The following is a 16901-nucleotide window of genomic DNA, read 5'->3' on the forward strand; positions in this document are numbered from 1 at the left end:
CGCAGCGCACCGCTGCCGGCCGCGAAGTGAACCCGTTCTTGCGCATGGACCCGCCGCACAATTCACACAACGCGGCACGGACGATTCCTCTTGACCATGCACAGCAATCAAACAGCACACATACACCGAAAAAGCAAACGAACCCGGACATTAACACCAAAACCGTTAAAACAACCCCGACACACCAACAAGCACAAACCCCGACGCCAACCATCAGACACACATTTTGTCCATTAACCCGATATTGGCCAATTGTGGCTCTTCGCATTGTGGCGGGGTTTAGGGGTAGATGTTGTTGAGCAGTCTCCAGTTTGGTTTGCCTGGGGCTATAGGACAAATTGTGTATCTGATGGCCGGTTTTTCGGTCAAGTGGTCTAGAGAAACTTTTGTGGTGCTTTAGACTGGTTTTTGGATGTCATTCTGTGGCGTCGGAGTATCGTGTGCCGGTACGAAATTCCTTCCAGTCCACGCCGGTTCCGCACGGAGACGCAAGATCGATCAAATACGTTCCTCCAAATAACACAACAGCCCATCTTGGGGCCGACGCAGACTATATGCCTGCACAACCCAAAGGTGGGCTTTCTTCACTCGATGCACTCAAGACAGCGTTTACAACAGCGCTACAGCTGCTTCTTGACCCATTCGATAATATATGGCGCAACTTCTTCGATCTGATCGATGGCCACCTCAAATTCATGAGGTCCGCCATACCAGGGATCAACCAGGTCTATCCGTGATTCATCACCCCTTGCCGGCGTCGGAAGAGCCGGATCGAAGCTGCGATACATATGCACTTCGCTACGCTTGCCATCTGGAATCTGACGGAGCAAAGCCTCATATGCGACGCCGTCATAGGAAGGAACAAATCAGTCTGAGCGATTTCATCCCTAGTCACACGATGTGCACGGTGATATGCAGGGATTTCATATCCCCTGTCACGCAAAACCTTGACAGCACGACGATCGATAGGATTGCCGTCCTCTTCATCGCTGACACCGCTAGAAATGACCCGTACGCGGTCCTGCAAGCCCTCACGGTCAACATATGACTGCAAGATGATCTCAGCCATAGGAGACCGACAGATATTACCCGTGCACACAGTCATAATGGTGTACTTATCAGATGCATTCTTGTGCATTTCCATATATCATTCCTTGCCATTATGCTCAAGCGTTCAATGACACCATCATATCGGCTGCCATGTTCCGGAAGCCCTGCCATTCAACCCAGAGCAAGGAGCGCTTCCACTGACGTCCTCAGTACACAGTGCATACAAGAGAAAATGGGATAATGCTCATACAATAACAATCACCATTCGCTATCAAAGCGTGGCCGGTAACAAAACCAAGCCGAAAACCAACAAAGTCCCTGCCGAAAATTCGACAGGGACTTATTTGCAATATCGCCTATTATGGCCTCAGACTTGCCTCTCGTATGTAACAAAACGATATGCAGCGATACGCGAGTTTTCGTCCGCTGGTTTCAGCCACGGACCTTCTTCGCTCACTCGCCACAATCCAGCCTGAACGAAGCTGTCCATATCAGGGGCATACGTATCCGCATCAACTTGCGCACGAATCTGGGTAACATAGACCTTCTTAGCCATGGCCAAAGTCTGCTGGAAGAGCTCCGCCCCACCGATGACCCATATCTCGCTGCGATCCATACCGTCATCAGGAATGGCCTCCTGACGGGCGAAATCCAATGCGGCTTCAAGATTATTTGCCACTGTGGCTCCTGGCGCCACATATGCATTGCTGCGTGTGACAACGATATTGTCGCGATTGGGCAAAGGGCGATATTTGACGTCCAAAGACTCCCAAGTCTTGCGTCCCATAATCACCGGATGAGAAACGGTGAGCTCCTTGAACCGCTTCAAATCCTCGCTCAAATGCCACGGCAACTCTCCATTGAAGCCTATGGCACCCTCACGGCCGCTTTTTCCGACTGCCTGAGCCCAAATCAAATGCACCGAAAATGCCTTGGGATAATCGTCACCCCAATCCTCGGTTTCATGTAGCCCGGATAATCCGGGCTCGGGTTCGTGATAGCCACTACGGCTACTATCATGCTCCATTTCATTACTCCTTGAATCGTAACAGCCACAAGTGTATTGGTGGGTTCAGACCACTGCCCCTAGGTTCCAGACGCATTCAGCGTTAGACTCAGTATCAAGCCGCTTGACTGTTCTCGCCTCATAAGAATCAACCGCAAACGAATTGATTCGACCCACATCCGCTATTGAGTATGCGATGAAACAATTCCAACAGCCCACGCGATTTGCTCAGACCGCCACCGGAGCCTTGATCGTAGGATGATGCTCGTAGTTGAGAATCTCGAAATCCTCAAATTGATAATCAAACAAGGAGTCGGCCTTGCGTATGCGAATCTGTGGATATGGATATGGGTCGCGCCCAAGCTGTTCAAGCACCTGTTCCATATGGTTGTCATACACATGGCAATCTCCGCCTGTCCAGACGAACTCGCCGGGCTCCAAACCAGCCTGTTGTGCCATCATCAAGGTGAGCAAGGAATACGAAGCAATGTTGAAGGGTACTCCGAGGAACATATCGCATGAGCGCTGATACAACTGGCAGGACAATTTGCCATCAGCGACATAGAACTGGAACAGCGCATGGCATGGCGGCAAAGCCATATTCTCGACCTCTGCCGGGTTCCAAGCGCTGACCACCATACGACGTGAATCAGGGCTGTTCTTGACCAAATCCAGCACATTGGTTATCTGATCAATGGTCCTATCGGGGTCTTCAGGAGTTGGGGCAGGCCAGCTACGCCATTGCACACCGTACACCGGCCCCAGATCACCATTCTCATCAGCCCACTCATCCCAGATATGCACATTGTGTTCCTGCAACCAACGCACATTGCTTGAGCCTTTAAGGAACCACAACAGCTCATAAGCCAATCCCTTGAAAAAAACGGTTTTGGTGGTGAGCAGGGGGAAACTTTCACTGAGGTCGAAGCGTATTTGCTGGCCGAATAACGAAACGGTCCCTGTACCGGTACGATCCGACTTCAGCGTACCTTCCATCACGATCTTGCGCACCAAGTCCTCATACGGCATTGCGATATCAGTCTGGGGACGTGCAGGAATGCGTGAACGAATGTCTTCAAGTTGTTCTGGTGTCAAAGCCATGCGACCAGTGTAGCAATTGAGCCAGCCACCCAGCCATATCACTAACCAATCAAGATTGAAGGATGTTTCAATATGCTTGATATCACACGCCTTGACACGCAACTTGTCACGAAGTGCTTCCACGGTTCTTGCTCTCTGAGCGTATTGGACACGCCATATTTCGCATAAATGTCATCACCTCAGATACGCCAATGAACGAATTCTTCGCGCAATTTCGACCACGACATCAGTCAAGCCACCCTTTCGCCTATGATGCAACGCACCATATTCCTTAAGCGGCAATCCGAACATATTGAGTTTTATTCAAACGATAAATCTCTCGAAAATTGCAGCAGCACCATCGCGTAGCACATAATTCGACTACATTGGTGTACAGTGCGATGCCATTATCGCATCCAAACGGCGTAAGGAGGCCATTGTGGGTAAACGACTGTGGGTAGAACGCAATAAGGACGGTTCATGGGACGCCTTTAGCGATGAAGGCGCACATATCAAATTCGGTAAAGGCCGCGGTCAATTCTCCCCCGGCGATCTTATGAAAGTCGCTCTGGCTGCCTGCACGGCATTGACAACCCAATCCGCAGTGGAACGTGCGCTGGGAGAAGGCCATGGCGCACGCATCGTGGTCGACGGAACCTATGATGCCGAGAATGACGCTTACTTGAATTTCAACGAGCAGCTTGTGGTTGACGCAACCGATGCACAGCTCAGCGATGATGATGCGAAGGCTCTTGAAGAGCGCATGAATCGCCATGTCGCCAAAGCTTGCACGGTGAAGCACACCTATGAACAGGAAACACCTGTACGCATGGATGTCACTATTCGCCGATAATCGCATTCTTCGAATCGACATCCACCGAAAATGCGATGACCGACCAACTGAATTGCGAATGACGACTGCGCCATTGATATTCATGCAGAGCCATTTAAGAATTGAGCCCGGCCTCCATCAGGAGCCGGGCTCAATTCTTATGCATTCATTACCACTAGTGTTTCACAGAAATCGCTGTGAAACACTCCGTGAAACATGAATTCACTCACCATGCAATGGATCGATAGTTGCTTCGATATCCTGCGCCTGGTCTTGGTCCGCAGTCTTCACAGAAATCTCTTCAACGCCTGAGATATCCTGCAACGGCTTGGTCGGCACATCAGCCGGCGAGCTTGGTACCGTATCCAGCCGCGACTCTGCAGCCTCAACATACTTGCGTGGAACCACGTACACAGGTCCTGCGGCGTGTTGCAGCAGTCCCTGGCTTGTGGAACCAAGCAACAGGCCAGTAAAGCCACCACGCCCGCGGGAACCCACTACAACAACATCATGGTCATAACTGGCCTTCGTCAATGCATTCACCGCCGAGCCCGGAACCACGGATTTGTTCACCTTTAGATCGGGATGAGCCTCAAGCAATGGCTTGATGCGAACGTCCAGATCCTCCATATAGGAATCCATAACGCTTTCTTCGCCTTCATCCACGCCCTGGATACGAGGCACTGCAGAAATCACATTCAGCTCAGCTCCCCATCCGGCAGCGAAATCGGCGGCAATATCAAGCGCCTTCAGACCCCACTTGGACTCATCTGAACCAACTGCAACCTTGGTGATGGTGTTGTTCAAATGACGCAGATTGCCGTCATCATCGGTGTAAGGAACCACGACGATAGGGCAATATGCATATGCAGGAAGCGAGGAGCTGGTCGTGCCGAGCAGACGCTCCGCCAAACCACCCTTACCTCTGTTTCCGATAACAATCAAGTTGTAATTGCGAGATAGTTCTACGAATACGGAGGCCGGGTCGCCGGTAACAATCAATGTGGTCGCTTCCACGCCTTGGCCGTCAGCGATCGCCTTGGCTTTGGACAGGATTTCCTGTGCATCACTGTGTGCGGCGTTGTCATCCCCCATCGCCGTATATGTTGAGTCAAATGAAACCGCAGCATAGCTCGGCAATGAGTACGCACACACGATCTGCAGGGTCAATCCGGCATGTTTTGCATAATTCGCAGCCCACCACGTCGCTTTGTAGCTAGCATGCGAACCGTCAACGCCAACGAGAATGGCTTTGTCGTTAATCATGACGACCTCCTTGTAGTAAACGGCAACGCTATACGCACCGCCTATCTCCACAATACTCCCCAATTGCTGAGATGTAAGGGCTCGGCATGGCTTAATGCAACGAAAAGGGCGCACCCCCGAAGGAGTACGCCCTTTTCGTTGAGCACTTATCTGCTGTGACTACAGCACGCGACGAATGGAATACGAGCTGGTGAATACAACCGGCACGGAATCATACTTGGTGCCGTTCAGCTGAGAATTGATCACCATGCCGTTGCCGACATAAATGGCGGCGTGCGTGCCATTGGCAATGATATCGCCCGGCTGCGCATCTGCAAGACTTGCCACAGCCTGTCCGACAGTCGCCTGCTGTCCAGAAGTCCTCGGAAGACTCACGCCGATGCTGGCATATACATACTGGACAAAGCCTGAGCAATCCCATCCTGCAGGCGTGGTGCCACCGCTCAGATAGGGCACATTGCCTACAAACTGCGCTGCATAGTTCAACAACGACGATACAGAGGCGTCATCAGGTGGAGTCACCGTGTAGGAGGTAGATGTCGACGTGGTCGTCGATTCACGAGTTGAGGACCTGCTCGCGGCAGCAGCGGCTTCTTCTGCAGCCTTCTGTGCAGCTTCAGCATCCTTTTCTGCCTGAGACTGGGTCTGTGGCACATCAAGACTTTCGATTCCACCCCAGTTTGAGTCCTGATCCACACTGGTGGAAGTCGACTCTTCAAGCAGATTCTTCTTGACGGTATTGACCTTGGGGAACGAACGCGACGATGTCACGACGGAACCGTCATCGGTTCCCGCAGAGGCGGTGGGGGCAAGAGCGGCCAGTGTCGCACTTGCGGCGACGGCAGCTACGATTGCCGACATGGACTTCGTTAGTTTCATCATCAAGGAACAAGGGTAGCATACACACTTCCAACACAGTTGGGAGACCCCTCCCCCTTCCCACCATACTAAGCAACACGCCGGAAAATAAGCCCCTTCTCAGCCTAAAGATAGCTGGAAACAACCTGAATTTGCAACCATCAAATATGATATTCAAAAACTCAGCAGCACATATGAAAGAGCATCTGCTGGCGCTTATCTGTTCTTCGTGCAAGCTCCTGCACACAGAATATCTTGAATCCCTCTGTCGAGATGTCGGCTTGTCTTCGATATGTGAGTTCCCGCATATAGACAATCTTGCGCAGTTTTGATCTCGCGTAATCTCTTGAGATACAACAATGGCGCCCGAGGAATACCTCAAGCGCCATCGATCCGGATTATGCTGAACCTATTGGTTCTATCCGATTAATAATGAATGTATTCGAAATTACCGGCTTCAGCTGCAGTGAACGTACGGGAATATGTCTGGCCGTTCATAACAGAACCGCATTCAGAGGTTACAATCGAGCCGTCTTCATTGATTTTCTCAACAATGGCCACATGACCGTAAGTCGCGTCAGAATCCGCCTGTCCTGCAGCAAACACGATGATGTCGCCGACATGACGAGGGGTATTGTCAACCCAATAACCCAATGCACGCGCTGAATTAGCCCACATATTGCCGTTGCCCATATGAGAACCTACAGGCAAACCGAGCTGGGTACGACGTGTGTAGACCCACCAAGTGCACTGGCTGAATTCATACACATTGCCGACGTCACCCGTGGCATGGTTGGGGTTGAATCCCGCTGGAAGAACGCTTGCATCGCCATCCATCAACGAAGCCACCACTTGGTTATTCGCCGTGGACCGTGACATCTGATTCACATCCAGCGAAGTATCCGCAGCACCGAGCTGCCATCCGCCATCATTCGTGGTCTGCGTGGACTCTGCCGTTGACACGGTTCCATCCGTGCTGGTCAACGCAGTACGCTCTTCGGAACGGGATACGGTTGAACCGCTATCCACTGATACGCGCTTCAATTGTGTTGTTGTGGTCGAGGCTTCAGAAAGCGAAGTAGCCGATTCATCTGGACTTGCGAAGGCCATAACCGTCGCAGCGGTTCCTACCAAAGTGGCCAAAGAAGTGGATGCCAAAAGTACTGATTTACGCTCTGCGGCGCGATTCGCCTGACGAATTGAACGACGAGTTCGAGGTGTGATCTCGTTCAACTTACGAGCAACAGCGTCATCTAAACCTACAACCGCTCCGCCATTTGCGGAACGTTCGACCATACGTGCCGTCTTTGCTGAGTGGCCACCACGGCTCGATGCGAACAGCGCTTTGGATACGCTGAACTGCCGTTGTGAGCCTCTGCCTGCCTTATGGGCCGCATGCTTCATATTGAAAAACTCCTTGCCGGATCATCTACACCCTCTGCAGCAGGGTGTCGCACTACCGTCACATTTGTGCAGACTACCCCAACGTATGGAGCCAGTGCAATGCCATTCTGTAAAGAGCATAGCCTTCCAGCCATCTCAATGCCTGAACACCAGCCTCTGAAATCCTTGGTTTTCCCCCATAATTTACGTTCGACAATACCGATGCATAAGAAAATGTGATGTACGACACACCGGATGCTTCATCCCATAGCGCTAGTCATTAATATCAGCTTTGACTATTATCCCGAAGGATGCCTTGCTGAGCATCGTATTTAATGCCACCCTGCCCTGCATCGCGCACCATACATCGGTCATTCGCGGTTCTGTCTCACATATCATATATTTCACTCCGCATCATCCACGCTACTGATTAGGCTGGCAGCCATGGGAAATACAGTGCGCATACCTTCCGAATTAATCCCTAAAGACGGACGATTCGGCTCCGGACCAAGCAAAATTCGGCCTGATCAAATCGAGGCCATTCGTTCAGGCGCTCAGTCGCTTATGGGAACATCTCACCGTCAGTCTCCTGTAAAGCAAGTCGTTGCATCTATTCGGGAGGGCTTGTCCTCATTCTTCTCCATCCCTGACGGTTACGAAATAGCATTGGGGAACGGAGGGGCCAGCGCATTCTGGGATATGGCATGCGCTTCCTTGATCAATCGCAAGGCGGCTTTTGGTTCATACGGATCCTTTAGCGCAAAGTTCGCTCAGTCGGCACATCGAGCACCTTTCCTGGAAGAACCGGTTATTTACGAATCCGAACCCGGAACATTTCGCTTGCCTGAATTCACCGAAGGCGTGGACGCCTATTGCTGGGCACATAATGAAACCTCCACCGGTGTCGCCGCCCCTGTTGAGCGCATTCCCGGCAGTGCAGAACAGCAGGCGCTTATTCTGGTAGATGCAACCAGCGCTGCAGGCGCCCTTCCAGTAGACATCGCGCAAACGGATGCATACTATTTCTCTCCTCAAAAGGCTTTCGGTTCCGATGGAGGATTGTGGCTTGCTGTCCTCTCCCCCGACGCCATCGAACGTGCCCAAGCCGTTGAAGCGAGCGCATCACTCGAAGGTGCACGGCGTTGGGTTCCACCGTTCCTGTCCTTGACCTCAGCAGTCGAAAATTCGCGCAAGGATCAGACACTGAACACACCAGCGCTTGCAACGCTTATCATGCTCAATGAGCAGATTCAATGGCTCAACAATAATGGCGGATTGGCTTGGGCCGTGGCACGCTGCGCCAAATCTTCATCGCTGCTGTATTCCTGGGCCGAAAACAGCGAATATGCATCCCCCTTCGTCTCTGATACCTCCGCTCGTTCACAAGCAGTGGTCACCATTGATATCGATGGAGCCATCAATGCTGCGCAAATCATTGCGGCTTTGCGCGATAACGGCATTGTTGACACTGCAGGATACCGCAAGCTTGGGCGCAATCAATTGCGTATCGGCGTATTCCCATCAGTGGAGCCTCATGACGTTGTTGCTTTGACCGAATGCATTGATTATGTTGTGGAACACATTCAACAGTAAGGAATAGCTCACAATATTCAGCGAGGCGATGCAGCGCCGAGTATGCATAGCCCAATGAACCGGCGGCCTTCCCGTGTACGACATGGTATCGGGAAGGCCGTTGTTGTTCCTGCGCTCACTGTTTGGGCTTGAGCAGTTGACCTCGCACTACCCGTGCCGTAATGAGTCCTTATATATATGGACATCACCTGAATGAATGCTGATTGACCGCATTCCATGGGCTGTGTTGCCATTCATCATTGCTCAATATCATTTCGGCCGATTACCAGATATCGATAAACGACCGGTCAGCAATGAAGTATTGAACACTAGAAACGAGTGGTTGCCAGCAGATATCTCGCTGGACCGGCATGAATTCCGCTCTTGTGTTGAGCGCTTTCAAGCCGCAAAGGCCCATCTGAAGCCGGAATGAACACAGCGTCCCCTGCCTCAAGTATTCGAGAATCCTTATCGCTCACACAGCGTAATGCGCCTTCAATGCACACAACCATACGAGGACGAGAACGCTCGAATGTTTCAACCAGACGTCGGACTCTGGCATCTTGTTCGACATTGCATTTCTGCTGAATCGACTCTCCAACGCCCATTGAATGAATCGATCCAACCACCAACTCAAATTCATCCAATCCAGGAAAGAATAGACCGCCCTGCACACCTGGCGAGATGCAACCTGAAAGGACATGTGGGTTGATGACGCCATCCTTCCATACTCGAATACCATCCAATGCCCCGGCAATATCCTTATGTTTGACCGTCAAACCTGCTCGCAAAACCGTATCCGAATTGGTCATGATTTCCGCACCAAACCCATGGATATATGCATGCAGCGTCCCAGCAGGAATATACAACGCCTCTCCTGCGCACAAGGAAACCGGATTCATCAATACCAGAGCAAATGCACTGGGATCCGAAGGAAATTGCTGTGCTGCTATGAATGCATGACGAATCGCATTATTGCAAGGGTCACTTTCCTCCAGAGCACATTGCAAAGAATCCGCCACACCTTCTTGCTGAGATGCGGTTATTGCGATGCGCAGTGCATTGCGCAATCGATTCGAATGATTCGAACGGCTTACGATTCCAAACGAACCGCGTGAATCCTTGCCTTCTTGGATCTTGCCCTGACCCGATACACTCTTATCTATCTCTCGTCCTTCATCGTCCTGCACATGTTGCAAAGCGCTGAGCATCTCTTGTGCCACTTCATGATCAATAATCGACAAATCGTGAATAATCGAGGTTATCGGCCTGAACCCCACACTGGCATAAAAATCATCCAATGCCATCACCATTTCGTTCTTTTCCTGAGCATCCGGAAAGGAGCGTTTGGTATCATCATGGGCAATGCCAGATAGCTCTTCTGCATTGAAACCTGCACGAGCCTGATGCGCTATTGGATGGACCTGCAACGATAGTGGCGAGCGCACAGCCAATATTTTCAACAAATATGGCAGAGATGGCCCAAAACGTTCATTGCAATCAGCGCCAAGCATATCGAGAGGCTCCTGCGCAATGCGAGCTGAAAGCTCTTGCATATCGTGATCCGCAGTGGCAATAGAAGAAGGCCATTGTGGATGAGCGCCGTACCACAGTTCGGCCAAAGGTCGCCCATCTTGCGCCTGAATGCCCTCATCATGAAGCAATGAGGAAGACGCCATCAGCGATTGCAACCGGTGATACGAACCCCATGCATAATGCTTCATCACAGGAAGAACCGGATACATACCTCTTCCTTTGCACTCGTTATTTCCCGTTCATGCCCCCAGATCACACACCTTGGCAAATCGGTGAAGGCATACTGATCTGCAATCTATCCTCACACAAGGTTACCCTGCACGCTATGGTGATGATATGAAGTTTGCTGCGATTTTCGATCCAGATGTACGCAAGCCATCACCGAAGCCGGTCCGTGTTGATTTGCGAACCGTATTCACTGTCGGCACATTGCTCTGGCTTGGTTCAGCTTGGTGCTCTTGGTTATGCAGCTTCTTCACTTCCAGGTGGAACGTGCGCTGTTTGTCAGCGTGGCAGGTCTTGTTATCGGCATTTTGATGCTGGTTTGGGAGCATTTCGATCGCTGGGATTATCGCCGTCTGGGTCAATGAATACCACTCACTGAGCCAGTGGAAGGGTAAGGGTAAAAGTGCTTCCCTGCCCTGGAGTACTCCACACGGATACGCTGCCGTGATGCGTCAGGGCCACGTGTTTGACAATCGCCAACCCTAATCCCATGCCTTCCTCAGACCGTTCAGTTTGGTTCGCACCTCGATAGAATCGTTCAAAAATACGCGCCTGGTCCTGTTTGGAAATTCCCACTCCCCTATCGATGACCTTGATATTCGCTTCCTTGCCATCAGCTGAGGGTCGGGCGCTGATCACCACCATGGAACCCGGTTCGGAATATCGAATGGCATTATTCACCAGTTTCGTTACTGCAGCCTGAATCTGTTCGCTATCGCCGTTCACGGTCAAGCCTTCTGTGCAATCGATATTCAGCGTTATCGACGCCTTATCCAAGCGATCAGCAACTTCTCGCTTGACTCCTTCAAGCTGTTCGCAAATAAGGCAACGATTGGCACTGGAAGGGATAATCGGCTCCTGCGCCTTCATCAACAACATCAAATCGGCAACCATATGGTTGAGACTGCGCGATGATTCACGCACCTGAACCGCCTCGTCACGAACCTGTTGAGGATCAAGGTGATCGCGTTCCAGCGCATCGGCCAACTGTGTCAAAGCCTCAGTGGGCTTGAGCAATTGTTCAGAAACATTGACCAGGAAGGATTCCCTTACTTCGGTGAAGCGGACGATATCGCTTACATCATCGATCAGAACGACCACGAAGTGCTTATTGATTCGTCCAACCGTAACTTTCAACCAATTTGGCCTGCGCACACCTTGCACATTGATGCCTTGGTCAGCCCACTTGTCCTTCTGGGTCGAAGCGTAGCGTTCCGGTGTTTGCGTGGTGATATCGAATTGCTTCCGCCCCCCGCGTTCACGAACCTCTTCGATGGCATCCCGCACCTCGGCATTGGTTATCGTATCGTCTTCAACCACTCCCAATGCATACGCCGCAGGATTTGCCCTGATGACATCACCTGACTCGTCTACGACAATGGTCACGCCTTGGATCAACGACAATAATGTCGCGGTCGCATTGTCGATATCATCATTGCGACTGTCATCATTCTCGTCGTTGCGGCCACCAAAAGCCGACTTCACCGAACTGGATACAGCGGATAGCCATCTACGAATGGCAAAGGAAACGGGCTGCAGCCAATCAGTAAGAGCAAATACCAAAATCACCGCAATTGCTACACCTATGATGCCAAAAGCAATGAATATAAACAGAGACGAACCGGACTGTTGCATGCTTCCATTCTTCCACATCTACGTGGAGATGGTTTCAGCGAGCTGGCACGAGTGAACGGAATATGAACATATGGAGGAAATTTGCCCAACATAAGCCAAGAACCTGATGGTATTGTCGACATAACATCGAAATAGATAATAGACTGGTATGGTCAAGGGTCTCCCACAGTAGAAGGAAAGGCATATACGATGCGCGTTATTTTCAATGAGGAGATGAAAGCCGTCGCAGACGATCTCGACCGCATGGCCCAGGACGTACACAAGGCCATTTACGGTGCTGGCGACGCTCTGTTGAATGCAGATGTCGAAGCTGCTCAAGCCGTTATCGACGGCGATATTGAGATCGATGCGCTGGAATCAAGCGTCATTGACCAATGCGTCAAGCTTTTGGCCAAACAAAACCCAGTGGCCACCGATTTGCGCGTGGTGGTATCCACTTTGCGACTCGCCGCTACTTTCGAGCGCATGGGCGATCTTGCTCGCCACATCGCCGAAGCAGCACGTCGCACATATCCACAGTGCCCGTTGCCAGATGAGGCCAAGCCACTGTTTACCCAAATGGTTGATTTCCTGCGCACAACCGCTGATCGTTTGGTCAATATGCTCGCTGATCGTGATGCCAAGATTGCAGAGCAGGTAATCATCGATGATGACAAGCTTGATGATCTGCACAAGCAAATGTTCACCTTGGTGCAGTCTGACGACTGGAATAGCACCAAGGAACAACTCATCGACGTCGTGCTCTTGGGTCGTTTCCTTGAGCGCCTTGGCGACCACGCCGTTTCCGCTTCTCGCCGTGTGGTATTCATCGTCTCCGGTTTTGATCCGAGCAAGGAGCCCACACGAGATGAGGGCACCGATATCGACTAATCGATTGCATCGAATCTGACTGCATATGGTGAGGGCCGTGCTTATTGATGAAGCACGGCCCTCACCATATGGTCCCACAACAACTCAAATTCAGTGCCAAAATTCGATGAGCCAGAGACACTGCGTCAGGCGGCACTCCTGCCCCAACTCACCGCAGATCATTTTCAATGAGAGAAAAATAATAGGACGAAACACCTACTCGCACAAGGCCGGACAACAGTAATAAACACCACAAAAGTTCCTATAGGCCCAAGATTGTCTGGAGAGGGTAACAAAAAACGGGCCGACACATGGTCGACCCGAATTCAAAGTTACTTGAACTTATGCCACAATCACTTCTGGCCTTGAGCTGCCACAGCAGCGGCACCGGCGGCTGCTGCCTCCGGATCCAGGTACTCACCGCGAGGCTTGATCGGCTTGAAGTTCTCGTCCAACTCGTAGAGCAGCGGAATTGCAGTAGGAATATTGACCTTTGCAATCTCCTCTTCGCTCAAACCGTCAAGCATCTTGACGATTGCGCGCAGCGAGTTGCCGTGAGCTGCAATCAGAACCGTCTTGCCGGCTTTGAGCTCAGGAACAATATCGGATTCCCAGTAAGGAGTGACGCGCTCGACCACATTGGCAAGAGCTTCGGTTTCCGGAACCGGGTCGCCGGCATAGCGAGGATCGTTGTTCTGCGAATATTCATCGTCAGGGTTGATCTCTGGCGGCGGAGTTGCATAGGAACGACGCCAGATCATGAACTTCTCGTCACCGTATTCTTCACGGATTTCGGTCTTGTTCTTGCCCTGCAGAGCGCCATAGTGACGCTCGTTCAGACGCCAGCTACGCTGCACAGGAATCCACAGGCGGTCTGCGGCATCCAATGCGTAGTTAGCAGTATTGATGGCTCGACGCAGCAGCGAAGTGAAAACAATATCCGGCAGGACATTCTTTTCCTTGAGCAGCTGGCCACCGCGCTTGGCTTCTTCAACGCCCTGCTCGGTCAGCGGGACATCCACCCAGCCGGTGAACTGATTGGTTTTATTCCATGCGCTCTGACCATGTCGGAGCAATACCAATTTGTAAGACATAGCCTTAGTTTATGTGACATCAACGACGAGGACTTATATTGCGCCGTTTCTATCCACCATATGAATCGATGAACCGACAATCACCACAAACTGCCGACGACGACATACATCACAGCGAACAAACTATTCATGCCGGCAAGCGAGAGCGCTTTGCGGTAATCCTCGAATAACACCGCCTTCAATACCATAACGAGCATGAGAATATGCGCGATCCACAGCATAACCACGGCCCACACCTGAACTTGGGGCAATATATGCGATCGCAAAACCAAAGACAATACTGCAACCGACAGGGAGACCTCAAGAACCGCCCCCGCCTCCATTATCAACTCGGCGTTCTTTCGGCCGAGACGCACGGCAAGAGTTCGCTTTCCGCTGGGAATATCGTCCTCAATATCGCGAATATTATTCACCAACATAATGATCGCGGTATTGATACCGACACACATCGAAAGAAGAATTCCAAGAAGGTCTATGCCGCTCATGCCTTGAGCGATGATGTCGCCTATTCCTGCGGAAATAGGTGAAACATACGATGCCGTCTGATTCCCGAGACCACTGAAATCATCGAGGGAATGATACACGGCATATTGCGTACCCAGTGTGGCCACGGGGCCGAAAAACACTGCTGCTGACAATTCTCCCCATCCGGAGTAGCCATATGGATGTTTGCCTCCCGTATATAGCCATCCGGCAAGAAGAGCCACGGCACCCACCACAATCAACCAGTATTGATGCACTGAGACAGCAACGACAATCCCGCAGACGCACGCTATTGCAGCACTGCATGCGGCGGCGAATAACACATGGCGAGGAGACACACCGGACGCCACCAAACGGGTAGGTTTTCCTGATTGCCGTTCCGCTCCTCCGCGATCCCGATCGCTTCCACGGATGCCATCAGAATAATCATTGGCGAAATTCACTGCAATTTGCATGCATACTGCCACCACAAGGCATAACAACGCAATGAATTGAACACGGGTCATTGCGCCCGGGATTTCATGCCACGGGATTGCACAAGGGATCTTCTGTCCTTGAATATCGCATAAGGTTTGGGATGGTTTTGACAGGAGCATCCAAGCCGCGGATACGCCTGCGATGACCGGAGCCACGCTGGCGGGCAAGGTTCGGGGTCGCATCCCTTCGACCCACATCCGCACACGCATGACTACCTCAGCTTCTTCTCTCTGATATGAGGTCATATCGACCTTATCCGTCTAGTATACGCATCGCATTATGCATTGCATTGCATATTTCGGAGTGCTGAATCTCCATGATTATTCGCTCACCGCAACGCTAAACCCTCCATCGAAGTCAACCAATCAACGTTCAGCACGGTTTCTATTCATCGTTGACGTCTCGTCTGCACGTCACGGATTGCTGGGTAACACACGCGAACAATTCCACGCATGCAATGAGGCGACGAGTGAAGTTCATCTCGTCGCCTCATTGATCAATGTTGGAGCACTTCACGAAACTGTGAAACGCTGCTTGACGTTATTATGCGTTTTGCTCCGTCTCCTCACCTTCCTGATGCACAGATATGTCAGGAGTTTGCGCCGGGGCCTGCCCGGTTTGTTGAGACGCAGCCGCTGGCGTGGCATTTGCAACTGGTTGAGTGGCCGATGCCTGAGGAACACCCTGAGGCATTTGCTGAGCTGGTTGCGGGACTTGGTGCATCTGAGGCGTCTGCGGAGTTTGCTGTTGCATCGGCTGAGCCTGTGCAGCAGCATACTGAGGAGCTGTGCCCTGAGGAGCAACCGGCTGCTGAACCGGTGCCTGGGCAAACTGCTGAGGTTGGTTGAATTGCTGGGGCTGTGCAGCGCCCTGCTGCGGCTGTGCCGGATATTGCTGCATCGGCATCGGCTGACCTTGCGGAGCAAATCCTGCCGGACGCTGCGTCAAACCGATAGGCATTGCCGGTGCAATACCATTCTTCTTGCGGTACTGCTGAGCGACCAGCAAAGCTACCGTTCCTGCCAGAAGTACCAGTGTTCCTAGCATTGAGAAGAATGCTCCAGCGGAATACTTCACGGATACCGAGAAGAACTCGCTTGAATAATCTCCGACCACAGATTGCGCATGGATAAACTCGAAAATCATCATGCACACCGACAATGCAGCGAGCACTACGGCGGCGATATGCTGACGCAAGGACATGCAGACACAAGCCGCTATGGCAAGCAACAGAAGAATCCATCCGTCGCCTCCGCCAATCAAGCTTTGCGAAATGCCCCAAACAGAAATAAAGGGCATGAATACGCCAAGCAAGACCACCAAAGCACCTGCGTATGCGACAATGGACCACACATTGACGACGAAACCGCCGAGATTAAAGGTCTTGTCTTCCATACCCAGAATGAACTGAATTGGGGAAGTGGATTGCGCCGGCTGCTGAGGCGCCTGAGGCTGTTGCCACTGCTGCGGTGCAGGTTGTACAGGCTGCTGATTGTTTTGCTGAGGATTTTGGGGTTGAGGAGTAGGGTTCATAGGACTGGTCATATCTATCCCT

Annotated in this window: 13 protein-coding genes and 2 pseudogenes; 4 read left to right on the top strand and 11 right to left on the bottom strand. The window is 51.6% G+C overall.

The window, feature by feature from the left end; translation table 11 throughout:
* Positions 1 to 620: 620 nt before the first annotated feature.
* The 3 genes and pseudogenes from BITS_RS05845 to BITS_RS05855 form a co-directional block, all read right to left on the bottom strand.
* Positions 621 to 1138, bottom strand: a pseudogene (locus tag BITS_RS05845) (low molecular weight protein-tyrosine-phosphatase).
* 279 nt (positions 1139 to 1417) lie between these two features.
* Positions 1418 to 2077 carry a dihydrofolate reductase gene (locus BITS_RS05850; protein ID WP_026641491.1) on the bottom strand — a complete coding sequence of 220 codons (660 nt, stop codon included), beginning with the start codon at positions 2075 to 2077 and terminating at the stop codon, positions 1418 to 1420.
* 207 nt (positions 2078 to 2284) lie between these two features.
* A complete protein-coding gene (locus tag BITS_RS05855; RefSeq protein WP_238556566.1) occupies positions 2285 to 3085 on the bottom strand; it encodes a thymidylate synthase in 801 nt (266 codons plus the stop codon).
* Positions 3086 to 3575: 490 nt separating this feature from the next.
* Between BITS_RS05855 and BITS_RS05860 the strand changes: the two genes are divergently transcribed.
* Positions 3576 to 3989: an OsmC family protein gene (locus BITS_RS05860; RefSeq protein WP_026641493.1), complete on the top strand. Its 414-nt coding sequence runs from the start codon at positions 3576 to 3578 to the stop codon at positions 3987 to 3989.
* A gap of 201 nt (positions 3990 to 4190) precedes the next feature.
* Here BITS_RS05860 and BITS_RS05865 read toward each other — a convergent pair whose 3' ends face one another.
* The 3 genes from BITS_RS05865 to BITS_RS05875 all read right to left on the bottom strand — a co-directional run bounded on the left by BITS_RS05865 (position 4191) and on the right by BITS_RS05875 (position 7496).
* Positions 4191 to 5234, bottom strand: coding sequence for a universal stress protein (locus BITS_RS05865; protein ID WP_026641494.1), 1044 nt, complete (start codon positions 5232 to 5234; stop codon positions 4191 to 4193).
* Between the two features lie 159 nt (positions 5235 to 5393).
* Positions 5394 to 6113 carry a C40 family peptidase gene (locus tag BITS_RS05870; protein ID WP_034533490.1) on the bottom strand — a complete coding sequence of 240 codons (720 nt, stop codon included), beginning with the start codon at positions 6111 to 6113 and terminating at the stop codon, positions 5394 to 5396.
* 405 nt (positions 6114 to 6518) lie between these two features.
* Complete coding sequence (locus BITS_RS05875; protein WP_026641496.1) at positions 6519 to 7496, bottom strand: CHAP domain-containing protein; 978 nt, start codon at positions 7494 to 7496, stop codon at positions 6519 to 6521.
* 423 nt (positions 7497 to 7919) lie between these two features.
* Between BITS_RS05875 and serC the strand changes: the two genes are divergently transcribed.
* The gene (serC, locus tag BITS_RS05880; RefSeq protein WP_026641497.1) at positions 7920 to 9068 is read left to right on the top strand and encodes a phosphoserine transaminase; all 1149 of its coding nucleotides are present in this window, start codon (positions 7920 to 7922) and stop codon (positions 9066 to 9068) included.
* Between the two features lie 308 nt (positions 9069 to 9376).
* Here serC and manA read toward each other — a convergent pair whose 3' ends face one another.
* Positions 9377 to 10792 (bottom strand): mannose-6-phosphate isomerase, class I, encoded by a 1416-nt coding sequence (manA, locus tag BITS_RS05885; protein ID WP_044259594.1) that lies wholly within the window; start codon positions 10790 to 10792, stop codon positions 9377 to 9379.
* Positions 10793 to 10919: 127 nt separating this feature from the next.
* Between manA and BITS_RS05890 the strand changes: the two are divergent.
* A pseudogene (locus tag BITS_RS05890) lies at positions 10920 to 11173 on the top strand (DUF2530 domain-containing protein).
* Between the two features lie 7 nt (positions 11174 to 11180).
* On the opposite strand, the gene BITS_RS05895 reads toward BITS_RS05890, so the two are convergent.
* Positions 11181 to 12443, bottom strand: a complete 1263-nt coding sequence (locus tag BITS_RS05895) for a sensor histidine kinase (RefSeq protein ID WP_034533441.1) — start codon at positions 12441 to 12443, stop codon at positions 11181 to 11183.
* 189 nt (positions 12444 to 12632) lie between these two features.
* On the opposite strand from BITS_RS05895, the gene phoU reads away from it, so the two are divergent.
* Complete coding sequence (gene phoU / locus BITS_RS05900; RefSeq protein WP_026641500.1) at positions 12633 to 13313, top strand: phosphate signaling complex protein PhoU; 681 nt, start codon at positions 12633 to 12635, stop codon at positions 13311 to 13313.
* A 332-nt stretch (positions 13314 to 13645) separates the two neighbouring features.
* On the opposite strand, the gene BITS_RS05905 is transcribed toward phoU, so the two are convergent.
* The 3 genes from BITS_RS05905 to BITS_RS08740 all read right to left on the bottom strand — a co-directional run bounded on the left by BITS_RS05905 (position 13646) and on the right by BITS_RS08740 (position 16891).
* Positions 13646 to 14386, bottom strand: coding sequence for a phosphoglyceromutase (locus BITS_RS05905; protein ID WP_026641501.1), 741 nt, complete (start codon positions 14384 to 14386; stop codon positions 13646 to 13648).
* Positions 14387 to 14466: 80 nt separating this feature from the next.
* A complete protein-coding gene (gene menA, locus BITS_RS05910; RefSeq protein WP_051264292.1) occupies positions 14467 to 15591 on the bottom strand; it encodes a 1,4-dihydroxy-2-naphthoate octaprenyltransferase in 1125 nt (374 codons plus the stop codon).
* A gap of 298 nt (positions 15592 to 15889) precedes the next feature.
* Positions 15890 to 16891, bottom strand: coding sequence for a hypothetical protein (locus tag BITS_RS08740; protein WP_152571190.1), 1002 nt, complete (start codon positions 16889 to 16891; stop codon positions 15890 to 15892).
* Positions 16892 to 16901 lie beyond the last annotated feature (10 nt).

The organism is Bifidobacterium tsurumiense (genome assembly GCF_000741765.1).
GTDB lineage: Bacteria > Actinomycetota > Actinomycetes > Actinomycetales > Bifidobacteriaceae > Bifidobacterium > Bifidobacterium tsurumiense.

Bases quoted from the DNA above. Each gene is read 5' to 3' on its own strand.
- BITS_RS05905 (WP_026641501.1), bottom strand. From the start codon at position 14,386: ATGTCTTACAAATTGGTATTGCTCCGACATGGTCAGAGCGCATGGAAT.
- phoU (WP_026641500.1), top strand. From the start codon at position 12,633: ATGCGCGTTATTTTCAATGAGGAGATGAAAGCCGTCGCAGACGATCTC.
- BITS_RS08740 (WP_152571190.1), bottom strand. From the start codon at position 16,891: ATGACCAGTCCTATGAACCCTACTCCTCAACCCCAAAATCCTCAGCAA.
- menA (WP_051264292.1), bottom strand. From the start codon at position 15,591: ATGACCTCATATCAGAGAGAAGAAGCTGAGGTAGTCATGCGTGTGCGG.
- BITS_RS05870 (WP_034533490.1), bottom strand. From the start codon at position 6,113: ATGAAACTAACGAAGTCCATGTCGGCAATCGTAGCTGCCGTCGCCGCA.
- BITS_RS05865 (WP_026641494.1), bottom strand. From the start codon at position 5,234: ATGATTAACGACAAAGCCATTCTCGTTGGCGTTGACGGTTCGCATGCT.
- BITS_RS05875 (WP_026641496.1), bottom strand. From the start codon at position 7,496: ATGAAGCATGCGGCCCATAAGGCAGGCAGAGGCTCACAACGGCAGTTC.
- BITS_RS05850 (WP_026641491.1), bottom strand. From the start codon at position 2,077: ATGGAGCATGATAGTAGCCGTAGTGGCTATCACGAACCCGAGCCCGGA.
- BITS_RS05855 (WP_238556566.1), bottom strand. From the start codon at position 3,085: ATGCCGTATGAGGACTTGGTGCGCAAGATCGTGATGGAAGGTACGCTG.
- manA (WP_044259594.1), bottom strand. From the start codon at position 10,792: ATGTATCCGGTTCTTCCTGTGATGAAGCATTATGCATGGGGTTCGTAT.
- BITS_RS05895 (WP_034533441.1), bottom strand. From the start codon at position 12,443: ATGCAACAGTCCGGTTCGTCTCTGTTTATATTCATTGCTTTTGGCATC.
- serC (WP_026641497.1), top strand. From the start codon at position 7,920: ATGGGAAATACAGTGCGCATACCTTCCGAATTAATCCCTAAAGACGGA.